Here is a 12,477-nt window from a genome sequence, read left to right as displayed (position 1 = left end):
TAAAGGCAAAAAACAAACAACAGTAAGTAATTTTTAGACAGTTATTCCTCAACATAAAACAACACCTTATCCTCTTCTAATGTATAACTTATTTTAGAGGGTATACTTATACTCTTTAACGCAAGATTTAAATCCTTGTTGTTAAAAGATCCTGTATATAGTTGTTCTGTATTTACGTTTTTGGTAGTTACGGTTAAGTTAAATTGCCTTTGTAGTTCGTTTAAAACAAATTCTAATGGTATACTTTTAAATGTACTTTCGTTTAACGTCCAAGATGGTACTAGTGTTTTAACATGGCTAAGTGGTGCTACTTTACCATTAATAACCATAAAAGAAGTGCCACCAGGTACTTTGTAGTCTGTACCGTTGTAGTTTACATTTACAAGCCCTTCATAACAAGTAACTTCAAAAAAGTTGGCTCTAGTTTCTACGTTAAATTGTGTTCCTAAAACACTAATGGTTCCGTGGTTTGTAGTTACTGTAAATTTTTCTCCTTTAGCAACTTTAAAAAAGGCTTCACCTTCTAAAGAAACATCTCTTTTGTTATCCCAACTGTTTTTATTGTAAGCTATTTTAGACTCGGCATTTAAAAAAACCTCGGAGTTGTCTGGTAAAGTAAGTTCGTTATTTTGGGCGTAATCTGTACTTATGGTTTGGTCTAAAGTAGTGGTGTAAAAATAGCCTAAACCGCAAATTAGTACTACAGCAGCAGCTATACTTATGTATTTTTTAAACGGATTTAATTTAACAACCTTAGTTTCTTTAGCAGCATTACGTTTATTGTTAATTGCCTGTAAAGCTTTATCTTGGTTAAACTCTGGGACCTGCATCTTATTAGATGTAGCTATTATTTTTTGGTAAGTGGTATATTCTTCGGTTTTTTTAAACTGAATAATTTCCTCTTCTGTTAATTCGTTATTTAGCCATTTAGCTAGGTAATTCTCTTGCATAACTTTTGCTTTACGTAGGTATAACAATCAATAAGTAAAAAACCCTACTTTATATTTTAAATTTTTATCAATTTATATAATTATGAATCAATATATTAAATTCCATCTATATGTTCTCTAAGTGATTTTAGAGCCAAATGCATTCTTTTTTCTATAGCTTTAACACTAACACCTTCTAATTCTGCAATTTCTGCATATTTCTTTTTGTCAATTCTATTTAATAAAAAAGTAGTTCGTTGGTTTTCGGGTAAACTAGCAAGGGCGTTATCTAATTTTGTTTGAAATTCTTTTTCTTCAAGTAAAAATTCTGGAGTTTCATTAGTAACATCTGTATTTAGGTGTGCATATTTTAACCTTACTTTATCAGCCTTAATCATATTTAAATATAAATTATTGGCTATCGTGTAAACATAAGATTTTGCTTTGGAAGGTAATACCTTAGCGCAATTTTCCCATAATTTTACAAAAGCTTCTTGTACCGCATCATAAGCCTTTTCTTCATTCCCAAACTTATAATATATGTAATTAAATACCGTTTTAGAATTGGTGGTAAAGATTTGGTTGTATACCTTTTCTTCGCAAACGTTAGTGTCATTCTCTATATTCAAAACTAGATAGGTTTATTTTTTTCAAAGGTATTTTAAAAAAATGATATTTTGTTGGTAGGGTTTTTTTTAATTGAATTGTTATAGGGTTATAAAAACAAAAAATAAACCAAATTATTATGAAAAAAGTTTTCGCAAAATTTATGTTCGCAATCCTACTTATGGGAACATTTAGTCTAACCTCTTGTCAAGAAGAGTTTGAAGAATTACCAAACAATAACGATGGTAAAGCTATTGAATCTACTTCTGCAACAGCATCTTTAATTAAAGGAACATCCTCAAAAGACGGTTCTTATGATAATATAGTTGATGGCGCTAGTTGTTTTGCAATACAATTTCCTTACACCGTTAGTGTAAACGGGTTAGACATTACAATAGATTCTACTGATGATTTAAAATTAATTGAAGAAATTTTAGATGAAATAGATTCTGATGATTACAACTTACAAATTACTTTTCCTATAAAAATTACTTTATCTAATTACACAGAATTAACTATAAACAGTAAAGAAGAGTTAATGGCTAAAGCTGAAGAGTGTGTAGAAGGTGGTGAAGATGATGATATTGAATGTATAGATTTTGTATACCCAATAGATGTTTTTAGCTTTAATACTAATTTAGAAATTACTAGTACAACAACAGTTAAAAGCGACAAAGAATTTAGATTGTTTTTTGCAAATTTAGGAGATAATGATATTGTTGGATTAGATTTTCCTATCACTTTAGAAAAATACGATAACACTAAAGTTGTTGTAAATAGCAATGCAGAATTGGCTGCTGTGTTAGAAAACGCTAAAGATATGTGTGATGAAGATGATGACAATGATTATAATGATGACGATTTTACAAAAGAGAGATTAGATACATTTTTAATTGATTGTCCTTGGTTGATACAAGAAATTTTTAGAAACAATCAAGAGCAAACAGAGCAGTATTTAGAGTTTGTAATGGACTTTAATGAAAACGGAAGTGTAGTTACTAAAAACAATCAAGGTAATTATGTAGAAGGTACTTGGTCTACAGTTGTTAATACCAATAGCAATAGAGTTGAGTTAAAAATGGAGTTTGAAACTATGACAGATTTTAACTTAGATTGGTACGTTTATGAGTTAAATGATAACAAGATAAAATTATTAGCAAATAACGGAAGTGATAAAATTATATTGGAAAAACACTGTGAGTTATCTGATAATGGGTCAAGTGAAGAGCTTAAGAATTTGTTATACGGTTGTAAGTGGAATTTTGTTGTGCCAAGTAGTTCTTCTATTGGGTATTATAATGTTAAGTTTTTAGAAAACGGAGATGTTAGGTTTGTAGATGATAACGGAAGTGTTTTTACTATAGATACTTTTTCAACTTGGGCTTTAGAGGGTAACATTATTGTTTTTTACAATATTAATCAAGAGATGATTTCTGAAAAATGGAAAATAGCATCATACTCAGAAAATCAAATGTTTGTAGATATCTACAATGAAGATGAGAGAATATACCAAAATGTATTAGAAAGAAATTGTGATGATGCAGGTGCTTGCAGTGATGCTGATATAAATGAAGCTTTATCGGGAGGTTGTAAATTTAAAATCACAAATGTAGATGGTACTTTTTCTGAAGAGTTGTTAATAGATTTTTCTAACAGCAATATTCACGCTTACGATGCTAACAATACAATAGCAGATGAAGGTGCTTGGTCTTTACAAAGCGGGGTGTTAAGTTTTTTAGCCTTAAGCTTAAAATTAGGTAACTATAATGGAGAATGGAAAGTAATAGAATGTGGTACAGATTCATTTAAGTTAGAAAAAGGAGAAGAAATTATTGTCTTAACCAAAGTATGTGACTAGTAATAGTACATAATAATTATGCTAAAGGGCTACTTTTTTTAAGTAGCCCTTTTTTTATACTATATTTTTTGGCTTAAACCACACACTTCCCAATGTAATTATTAAATTTGCAATTCCAGAAAAAAGTAGACTTATGTTCAATAATTTAAGTGAAAAGTTAGATAAAGCGTTCCACGTCTTAAAAGGACACGGACAAATAACAGAAATTAATGTTGCCGAAACTTTAAAAGAAGTTCGTAGGGCTTTATTAGACGCCGATGTTAACTTTAAAATTGCAAAAGAATTTACAAATAGAGTAAAGGAAAAAGCACTAGGTCAAAATGTACTAACAACATTACAGCCTGGCCAGTTAATGGTTAAGTTGGTAAAAGATGAGCTTACAGAGCTTATGGGGGGCGACGCAGAAGGTATAAACCTTTCTGGTACACCGTCTATAATATTAATGTCTGGTTTGCAAGGTTCTGGTAAAACAACTTTTTCTGGTAAACTTGCAAATTATTTAAAAACCAAAAAAACTAAAAATCCACTATTGGTAGCTTGTGATGTTTATCGTCCTGCGGCTATAGACCAGTTACATGTAGTTGGTGAGCAAATAGGGGTAGATGTATTTTCAGATCGTGGAAACACAAATCCTGTTGCAATTGCAGAAGCTGGTATAGCACATGCAAAAGCAAACGGACATAATGTGGTTATTATAGATACCGCTGGTCGTTTAGCTGTAGATGAAGAAATGATGACCGAGATTGCTAACGTACACAAAGCAATTAAACCACAAGAGACATTGTTTGTTGTAGATTCTATGACAGGGCAAGATGCTGTTAACACTGCAAAAGCCTTTAATGATGTTTTAAATTTTGATGGTGTAATACTAACAAAATTAGATGGTGATACTCGTGGTGGTGCAGCAATATCTATTAAATCTGTAGTAACTAAACCAATTAAATTTATTGGTACAGGTGAAAAAATGGATGCAATAGACGTTTTTCATCCTTCTCGTATGGCAGAACGTATCCTAGGTATGGGAGATGTTGTGTCTTTAGTAGAACGTGCTCAAGAGCAGTTTGATGAGGAAGAAGCCCGTAAAATACAAAAGAAGATTGCCAAAAATAAATTTGGGTTCGATGATTTCTTAAAGCAAATTCAGCAAATTAAGAAAATGGGTAGCCTTAAAGATTTAATGGGTATGATACCTGGTGCTGGTAAAGCATTAAAAGGTATGGATATAGATGATGATGCGTTTAAACACGTAGAAGCAATTATACATTCTATGACTCCTGTGGAGAGAGAAACTCCAACAATGCTTAATGCTAGTCGTAAAAAGAGAATAGCAAAAGGTAGTGGTAGAACTGTGCAAGAGGTAAACCAATTACTAAAGCAGTTTGACCAGATGAGTAAAATGATGAAGATGATGCAAGGCGGTGGCGGCAAAAAAATGATGCAAATGATGGGTGGTATGAAAGGAATGCGCCCATAATTATATAAAAATATTTTCAATATAAAACCATCAAACTAACAATCTGATAATGGAATTACTAGACGGGAAAAAAGTATCAAACCAAATTAAAGAGGAAATTACCGTTGAGGTAACCAAAATGAGAGAGCGTGGAGAAAAAGTACCACACCTAGCAGCAATTATTGTTGGTAGTGATGGGGCTAGCTTAACGTATGTTGGTAGTAAAGTACGTTCTTGTGAGCGTGTTGGTTTTGAGTCTACTTTGGTGCAAATGCCAAGTACAACTAGTGAAATAGAATTGCTTCGTAAAATTGAAGAGCTTAACCAAGATGATGAAATTGATGGCTTTATAGTACAGTTACCTTTGCCACCACAAATTGATACACAAAAAGTACTTTTAGCGGTAGATCCAGACAAGGATGTAGATGGTTTTCACCCAACTAACTTTGGTAAAATGGCTTTAGATATGAGTACATTTATACCAGCAACTCCATTTGGTATTTTAGAGTTGTTAGAGCGTTACAAAGTAGATACTAAAGGAAAACATACTGTAGTTATAGGTCGTAGTCATATTGTTGGTAGACCAATGAGTATTTTAATGGGGCGTAAAGGTTGGCCAGGAAATTCTACGGTAACCTTAACGCATAGTGCAACAAAAAATATTACACAAATTATTTCTCAGGCAGATATTGTTATCTCTGCATTAGGAGTGCCTAATTTTTTAAAGGCAGAAATGGTAAAAGATGATGCTGTAGTTATAGATGTTGGTATTACACGTGTAGTAGACGAAACAAAACCAAAAGGATATTATATTACTGGTGATGTAGATTTTGAAAACGTAAGTAAAAAAGCCTCTTTTATAACACCTGTTCCTGGTGGTGTTGGACCAATGACAATTGCTATGTTGTTAAAAAATACATTACTAGCAAGAGAACGTCATAGAAACGCTAATAGATAAAAATAAAATAGAATTTTAGCTTAATAAATTTAGCTATTCTTAGTAATTATATAAAACCATTACATTCTGTGTAATGGTTTTTTTTATGTTAATAAGTTAGCGCCAAACCAACCAATTAATTGGGTAATTTTAAGGCCGCATAAATATATAAAAATGAAAACACCCCTTATCTCGGCTAAAGAATTAGAAGCCTTATTGGTAGATGAAACCAACATTATAATTTTAGATGCTAGTCCGGCTACAAACGTATCAGGATTAAGTAGTGACCTAGAAAATTTGCAAATAAAAGGAGCTCGTAAATTTAATATTAAAGCTAATTTTAGTGATGCATCTAGTGACTTTCCTAATACAATACCAAGTGCAAAACAGTTTCAGGAAGAAGCACGTAAATTGGGCATAAAAAAAACAAGTAAAATTGTAGTGTATGATAATTTAGGTGTGTACACATCACCAAGAGTTTGGTGGTTGTTTACTACATTTGGTCATAGTGCTGTAACAGTTTTAGATGGTGGCTTGCCAGAGTGGGTAGCTCAAGGTTTACCAACAGAAGAAACAGCTAAAAAAAGGGTGCCATTGGGTAATTTTATAGCAAATCAAAAAGAGTTTGCTGTTGTAAATTTTTCAATGGTTAAAGAAAACACAGAGAGCACCACTGCTTTGGTTGTAGATGCTCGCTCTGCAGGCAGGTTTAATGGTACAGAGCCTGAACCTAGAGCAGAATTGGCTAGTGGCAGTATACCAGGTTCTGTTAATCTTCCTTTTACAGATGTTTTAGAGGATGGTAAATTTAAATCAAAAGAAGAATTAAAGGTTATTTTAGAGCCAATTTTTGCAGAAGATAAACCGTTGGTTTTTAGTTGTGGTTCTGGTTTAACAGCTTGCGTTATATTATTAGCAAGTAAATTGGTAGATGATACTAAAGATACATCTGTATATGATGGTTCTTGGACAGAGTGGGTACAGTTGTATAAAGAGGAAACAGATGAAGAAGAAGGAGACTCAGAAACAAAAGATGAGGTTTTAGGTGAAACTAATCAAGAAGAAGCTAGTAAAGCAGAGAAATTAAACGATGATGAAGATTTTGATAATGAAGAGGTAAGCAGAGAAGAAGAAGAGTAAATGGAAAAAGGGAAGCCTAGATTGGTTAGACTTACAGCAATTGTTACGCAGTTACAAACAAAAAAAGTTGTTACAGCAACAGAATTGTCTGCCAAGCATAAAGTTAGTGTTAGAACTATTTATAGGGATATACGAACTTTAGAACAATCTGGGATTCCTATTTATACAGAAGAAGGTAAAGGCTATTCTTTAGTAGACGGTTATAAGTTACCACCTGTTATGTTTACAGAGGAAGAGGCAAATGCATTAATTACTGCAGAACAAATTGTTAGTAGAAATAAAGACATCTCCTTTGTAGAAAAATATAGTAGTGCTGTAGAAAAAATAAAATCGGTTTTAAGATATTCTCAAAGAGATAAATCGTCTTTACTAACAGAGCGTATAGATATTAGAACAAATTTAGAGCAAAAAATTACAAGCAACTATTTAATGCAGTTGCAAATAGCGTTAACTAATTATAAGTTATTACAAATAGATTATTTATCGTTAGAACGTAATAAGACTACAAGAATAATAGAGCCTTTTGCGCTTATACATAACAATGACAATTGGGTATTAATAGCCTTTTGTAGGTTACGTGAAGATTTTAGAGCATTTAGGGTAGATTGTATTCAGCAACTAGCAATGTTGCCAAGTTCTTTTGAGCCCCATAAAATTACATTGCAAGAGTATTTTGACATTGAAAGAAAAAAATGGGAAAATACCCCTGACATACCTATGACATAGAGCTGGTTTATTTTTGATGAAAATCAATATAAAATAAGAATTATGAAAACTGAAACTCTAGCATCTTTTAATGTAATAGGTATTAAAGTGCGTACTACAAATGAAAATGCACAAGCAGCAAAAGATATTGTTGTATTATGGAATACTTTTATGTCTGAGCAAATTTTAGACAAAATTCCTAATAAAATAAGTACCGAAATTTTTTCAATTTATACCAATTATGAGGGCGATTATACAAAGCCGTATGATACTATTTTAGGATGTAAAGTTGCTAGTGTAGATGAGGTTCCAAATGGTATGGTAGCACATACTGTTAAGGCATCAACCTATAAAAAATGCATAGCAAAAGGAGACTTGTCTAAAAACGTAGTGTATAATAAGTGGTTAGAAATTTGGGAAGCAAAAGAAGCTCGTTTATATACTTCGGACTTTGAAATTTATGGTGAAGCAGCAAGTAATCCAGAAAATGCAGAGGTTCCCATTTTTATAGCAGTAAGAGAATAGTAGTAGCATTAAATAGTATCTTAACCAATATATTACAAGCTTTAAAGAGAATGTAGTCCAAAACAGGACTACATTTTTTATATTTAAGAAGCATTAGCCTACTTAAATATTGTTTTATGAAAAAGTTAATACCTACTATTTGCTTTTGTTTGTTGTTTGGTTTTATAACCAAAGCGCAAACAGGTAAGGTTTTTGATAACCTAAAAGTTACTAGTGAAATTTTAAAAAGCGATCGTAACTTCTCTATTTACCTTCCACCAGATTACGAAACTTCTAAAAGAGATTACCCTGTGTTGTATTTACTGCACGGAGCAGGGGATGACCATACTGGATGGGTTCAATTTGGAGAGGTTTTACATATAGCAGACAAAGCCATTAAGGTAGGTAAAGCAACACCAATGATTATTGTAATGCCAGATGCTAACACAGGCAAACGTGGGTATTTTAATACTGATGATTGGCTTTATGAAGATTTCTTTTTTAATGAGTTAATGCCTTATGTAGAGGGTAAATACAGAATTAAAGGTGAAAAAAGATACCGCGCTATATCTGGACTATCAATGGGTGGTGGCGGTACTTTTATGTATGCTTTGCATAGGCCAGAGTTGTTTTCTTCTGCTTGTCCACTTAGTGCTTCTGTAGGTATGTTGCCACAAGACACAGTAAAAATAAAAGATTTTGCAGAAAGCGAAAATAAGTCTATTGATAAAATGCGAAAGTATTTTGAGAAACACTCGGTTATTTCTTTATTAGATACTATACCTTTAAGTGATGTAAAATCTGTGCGTTGGTTTATAGATTGTGGTGATGAAGATTTTTTGTTTGAAGGCAATAGCTTAGTTCATATTTCTATGATGAAAAAGAAAATACCACACGAATACAGAGTTCGTGATGGAGCACATAATTGGACGTACTGGAGGGAATCTTTACCAGAGGTTTTAAAATTTGTGTCGGCAGCTTTTCATCAGCATTAGCTACGCATACAAAAGCTATAAACTAAAAAAGCTAGTATAATTTATACTAGCTTCTTTTTTATGTTTTTATGGTATATTTAAATACTTGTGTGTTTGTAATGATACTTTCCATTGCGGATTTTTCATTACAAAGTCTACAATTAACGGAGTCATTTTATCTTTAACACTCCATTCTGGTTGTAAATATAAAATACAATCTTTATTTACTTTAGCTGCTTGTTCTTCAGCAAATTTAAAATCGTTTTTATTATAAATTATCATTTTTAACTCATCTGCCTTATCATAAATAATACCTTGTGGTAATTTATTTTTTTTAGGAGATAAGCAAATCCAGTCCCAAATACCTGTTAAAGTGTATGCGCCAGATGTCTCTATATGTGTTTGTAAATTTTTAGCCTTTAAAGCCTCTGTAAGCGGAGCCATATTCCAAGTTAAAGGCTCGCCACCAGTAACAACAATTGTGTTAGAGTATTTTGCAGCGTTATCTACAATAGCGTCTATAGTTGTTGGTGGGTGCGTAGCAGCGTTCCAACTCTCCTTAACATCACACCAATGGCAACCAACATCGCAACCACCTACACGTATAAAATATGCAGCGGTTCCTTTATGGAAACCTTCTCCTTGTATGGTATAAAATTCTTCCATTAATGGAAGCATTTCTCCTTTGTCTACTAATGCTAATACCTCATTTTTAACCATTATGCAAAGATACATTTTTTGTTTTTTACTATCTAACTTTAAGTAAAAGATAGCAGCTGGTTAACTTGTTCGTCAAAAAAAATAAAAAAATAGCATCAATAACTTAGAGTTTTATTGTGTTTACAGTAAAACTTCTCTTTTTAGTTGTTTAAATTTAAGCTATTTTTATCAAAATTTTAAGAAATGAGCACCAAGGAAAAATTTTTAGCAGACATAGAAAAAGGGTATACTACAAAAGGAGACTTTATAACTATGGGTGCTGGTATAGTAGAAGGGGAAACCGTTACTAATGCATTTGTAAAAATACCTTTAAAAACTCTTAACCGTCACGGTTTAATTGCTGGTGCAACAGGTACCGGAAAAACAAAAACATTGCAGGTGTTGGCAGAGAATTTATCTGATAAAGGTGTGCCAGTAATGCTAATGGATTTAAAAGGTGATTTAAGTGGTATAGCGCAACCAAGTGCAGGACATCCTAAAATTGACGAACGCCATGCTCAAATTGGTTTGCCTTTTGAAGCTAAAAGTTTTCCTGTAGAAATTTTGTCTTTGTCTGAGCAAGATGGAGTAAAATTAAGAGCTACAGTATCAGAATTTGGACCAGTATTACTTTCTAGAATTTTAGACTTAACCGTAACACAAGAAGGTATTGTTGCTGTTATTTTTAAGTATTGTGATGATAATAAATTACCGCTTTTAGATCTTAAAGATTTTAAAAAGGTACTGCAATATGCAACAGATGAAGGTAAGGCCGAATTTAAAGAGAGCTACGGAAGAATTTCTTCTGCATCTACAGGTACTATTCTTAGAAAAGTAATAGAACTAGAACAGCAAGGAGCCGATTTATTTTTTGGTGAAAAATCTTTTGATGTTGATGACTTAACCAGGATTGATGAAAACGGAAGAGGCTACATTAATATTTTAAGATTAACAGATATACAAGACAGACCTAAATTGTTTTCAACTTTTATGTTGAGTCTTTTAGCTGAAATTTATGATACTTTTCCTGAGCAAGGAGATAGTGACAAGCCAGAGTTGGTGTTGTTTATAGATGAGGCTCACTTAATTTTTGATGAAGCATCTAAGGCTTTATTAAATCAAATAGAAAGTATTGTAAAATTAATACGTTCTAAAGGTATTGGTGTATACTTTGTAACACAAAACCCTGCCGATGTTCCAGAAGATGTTTTGGCTCAATTAGGATTAAAAGTGCAACACGCATTACGTGCATTTACAGCTAAAGATAGAAAAGCTATTAAATTAGCGGCACAAAATTACCCAGATAGTGAGTATTATGACACAGAAGATGTGTTAACTTCTTTGGGTATTGGAGAAGCTTTAATTTCTGCTTTAGATGAAAAAGGAAGACCAACGCCTTTAGCAGCTACTATGTTACGTGCACCTATGAGCCGTATGGATATTTTAACAGACAAAGAATTAAAGGAAGTAATAGACGCTTCTTCTTTAGTTAAAAAATATAATGATATTATAGATAGGGAAAGTGCTTATGAAATGCTGAATAAGAAAATTGAAAAGGCAGAGCAAATAGCAGCAAAAGAAAAAGAAAAACCAGCGGCAAAACGTACGAGTAGTCGTTCTAAAAGCACAAGACAAAACCCAATTGTAAAAGTGTTAACCAGTGCTACTTTTATTAGAGGTATGTTGGGTGTACTTAAAAAAGTACTACGCTAAGCAAATTAAAACCAAATCTATTTACTAACTACATATTTTAAATGAAGAAAATTACAATTACCTGTATAGTTGCAGCTGCAACATTATTAACGCAATGTGCAAAAAGTACAGATGCAGATTTTTTAATTTCTGCAAATGGTTTTGGTAAACTAACCAAAGAAAACCTGGCTAGTGATATAGAAACCATATACGCAACAGACTCTATAGTAAAAGATAATGCAGTACAATTAAGTGCTAATATGCGTAAAGAGCATATATACGAAAAAGGAGGTAAACCTTTGTTTACAGTAAGTATTAGTAATGACTCTATTATAGATAATATTAGGGTTTTAGATGCGCGCTATACAACAGATAAAGGTGTTAACTTACTTAGTACTTTTAAAGATATTAAAGATAATTATACCATTAGTAAAGTATTAACTTCTATGAACAATGTTGTGTTGTTTATAAAAGATAGTGATGTTTATTTTACAATTGATAAAAAAGAACTACCAGAAAACTTACGCTATAGCAACACTACAAAAATTGAAGCAATACAAATACCAGATGCTGCTAAAATTAAGTATTTAATGATAGATTGGGAGTAGTATGAAAAAGAAGTATACCATACAAACACAACCTTTTGTGGTACCTACTACAGATGGTAAATTAATAGAAGAACACTTTGGTGGGGCAACTAACAAGCAACAAGAGTTAAGTATAGCTCATATGGTTGCACCTCCGGGTTGGTCAGAGCCTTTTCAGACACCAGAGTTTACAGAGTACACTTATGTAATAAAGGGTAAAAAACAATTTATTATAGATGATGAAGTTGTTGTTTTAGAACAAGGACAATCTATACGCATAGAGAAAAATACACGCGTACAATATGCAAATCCTTTTGATGTTCCTTGTGAGTATATATCTATTTGTACACCAGCTTTTTCTATAGATACAGTACATAGAGAAGAAGATTAACC

Annotated in this window: 13 protein-coding genes; 10 read left to right on the top strand and 3 right to left on the bottom strand. The window is 32.3% G+C overall.

The features are described from left to right. Positions 1-41: 41 nt before the first annotated feature. Both Q4487_RS05470 and Q4487_RS05465 read right to left on the bottom strand, forming a co-directional pair. The gene (locus tag Q4487_RS05470) at positions 42-950 is read right to left on the bottom strand and encodes a FecR family protein (RefSeq protein WP_303541019.1); all 909 of its coding nucleotides are present in this window, start codon (positions 948-950) and stop codon (positions 42-44) included. Between the two features lie 95 nt (positions 951-1,045). After that, complete coding sequence (locus tag Q4487_RS05465) at positions 1,046-1,558, bottom strand: RNA polymerase sigma factor (RefSeq protein ID WP_303541021.1); 513 nt, start codon at positions 1,556-1,558, stop codon at positions 1,046-1,048. A 116-nt stretch (positions 1,559-1,674) separates the two neighbouring features. Here Q4487_RS05465 and Q4487_RS05460 point away from each other — a divergent pair, with 116 nt between their 5' ends. From Q4487_RS05460 to Q4487_RS05430, 7 genes are all read left to right on the top strand, one after another. Continuing rightward, positions 1,675-3,393, top strand: a complete 1,719-nt coding sequence (locus Q4487_RS05460; protein ID WP_303541023.1) for a hypothetical protein — start codon at positions 1,675-1,677, stop codon at positions 3,391-3,393. 133 nt (positions 3,394-3,526) lie between these two features. Then, entirely contained in the window at positions 3,527-4,867 is a 1,341-nt protein-coding gene (ffh, locus tag Q4487_RS05455; protein ID WP_100896703.1) for a signal recognition particle protein, read from the top strand. A gap of 49 nt (positions 4,868-4,916) precedes the next feature. Further along, complete coding sequence (locus Q4487_RS05450) at positions 4,917-5,804, top strand: bifunctional 5,10-methylenetetrahydrofolate dehydrogenase/5,10-methenyltetrahydrofolate cyclohydrolase (protein WP_100896702.1); 888 nt, start codon at positions 4,917-4,919, stop codon at positions 5,802-5,804. Positions 5,805-5,957: 153 nt separating this feature from the next. Further along, positions 5,958-6,923, top strand: a complete 966-nt coding sequence (locus Q4487_RS05445) for a sulfurtransferase (RefSeq protein WP_303541027.1) — start codon at positions 5,958-5,960, stop codon at positions 6,921-6,923. Then, positions 6,924-7,649 carry a YafY family protein gene (locus Q4487_RS05440; protein ID WP_100896700.1) on the top strand — a complete coding sequence of 242 codons (726 nt, stop codon included), beginning with the start codon at positions 6,924-6,926 and terminating at the stop codon, positions 7,647-7,649. Positions 7,650-7,691: 42 nt separating this feature from the next. Further along, positions 7,692-8,153: a GyrI-like domain-containing protein gene (locus Q4487_RS05435; protein ID WP_303541029.1), complete on the top strand. Its 462-nt coding sequence runs from the start codon at positions 7,692-7,694 to the stop codon at positions 8,151-8,153. A gap of 116 nt (positions 8,154-8,269) precedes the next feature. Beyond that, entirely contained in the window at positions 8,270-9,127 is an 858-nt protein-coding gene (locus Q4487_RS05430; protein WP_303541031.1) for an esterase family protein, read from the top strand. A 66-nt stretch (positions 9,128-9,193) separates the two neighbouring features. On the opposite strand, the gene Q4487_RS05425 is transcribed toward Q4487_RS05430, so the two are convergent. Beyond that, the gene (locus Q4487_RS05425; protein WP_232732649.1) at positions 9,194-9,841 is read right to left on the bottom strand and encodes a 7-carboxy-7-deazaguanine synthase QueE; all 648 of its coding nucleotides are present in this window, start codon (positions 9,839-9,841) and stop codon (positions 9,194-9,196) included. A gap of 168 nt (positions 9,842-10,009) precedes the next feature. Here Q4487_RS05425 and Q4487_RS05420 point away from each other — a divergent pair, with 168 nt between their 5' ends. From Q4487_RS05420 to Q4487_RS05410, 3 genes are read left to right on the top strand one after another with little or no spacing between them, the layout of a single operon-like run. Beyond that, positions 10,010-11,518, top strand: a complete 1,509-nt coding sequence (locus Q4487_RS05420) for a helicase HerA-like domain-containing protein (protein WP_100896695.1) — start codon at positions 10,010-10,012, stop codon at positions 11,516-11,518. Positions 11,519-11,559: 41 nt separating this feature from the next. Further along, entirely contained in the window at positions 11,560-12,105 is a 546-nt protein-coding gene (locus Q4487_RS05415) for a hypothetical protein (protein ID WP_100896694.1), read from the top strand. 1 nt (position 12,106) lies between these two features. Then, positions 12,107-12,475, top strand: a complete 369-nt coding sequence (locus Q4487_RS05410; RefSeq protein ID WP_303541036.1) for a cupin domain-containing protein — start codon at positions 12,107-12,109, stop codon at positions 12,473-12,475. Positions 12,476-12,477: the final 2 nt, after the last annotated feature.

Source organism: Cellulophaga sp. 3_MG-2023 (assembly GCF_030546975.1).
Classification (GTDB): Bacteria; Bacteroidota; Bacteroidia; order Flavobacteriales; family Flavobacteriaceae; genus Cellulophaga.
This window is presented reverse-complemented; position numbering and strand designations above follow the sequence as displayed.

Coding starts and splice junctions, on each gene's coding strand:
- Q4487_RS05470 (WP_303541019.1), bottom strand. CDS start 950: ATGCAAGAGAATTACCTAGCTAAATGGCTAAATAACGAATTAACAGAA.
- Q4487_RS05460 (WP_303541023.1), top strand. CDS start 1,675: ATGAAAAAAGTTTTCGCAAAATTTATGTTCGCAATCCTACTTATGGGA.
- ffh (WP_100896703.1), top strand. CDS start 3,527: ATGTTCAATAATTTAAGTGAAAAGTTAGATAAAGCGTTCCACGTCTTA.
- Q4487_RS05450 (WP_100896702.1), top strand. CDS start 4,917: ATGGAATTACTAGACGGGAAAAAAGTATCAAACCAAATTAAAGAGGAA.
- Q4487_RS05445 (WP_303541027.1), top strand. CDS start 5,958: ATGAAAACACCCCTTATCTCGGCTAAAGAATTAGAAGCCTTATTGGTA.
- Q4487_RS05440 (WP_100896700.1), top strand. CDS start 6,924: ATGGAAAAAGGGAAGCCTAGATTGGTTAGACTTACAGCAATTGTTACG.
- Q4487_RS05435 (WP_303541029.1), top strand. CDS start 7,692: ATGAAAACTGAAACTCTAGCATCTTTTAATGTAATAGGTATTAAAGTG.
- Q4487_RS05430 (WP_303541031.1), top strand. CDS start 8,270: ATGAAAAAGTTAATACCTACTATTTGCTTTTGTTTGTTGTTTGGTTTT.
- Q4487_RS05425 (WP_232732649.1), bottom strand. CDS start 9,841: ATGTATCTTTGCATAATGGTTAAAAATGAGGTATTAGCATTAGTAGAC.
- Q4487_RS05420 (WP_100896695.1), top strand. CDS start 10,010: ATGAGCACCAAGGAAAAATTTTTAGCAGACATAGAAAAAGGGTATACT.
- Q4487_RS05415 (WP_100896694.1), top strand. CDS start 11,560: ATGAAGAAAATTACAATTACCTGTATAGTTGCAGCTGCAACATTATTA.
- Q4487_RS05410 (WP_303541036.1), top strand. CDS start 12,107: ATGAAAAAGAAGTATACCATACAAACACAACCTTTTGTGGTACCTACT.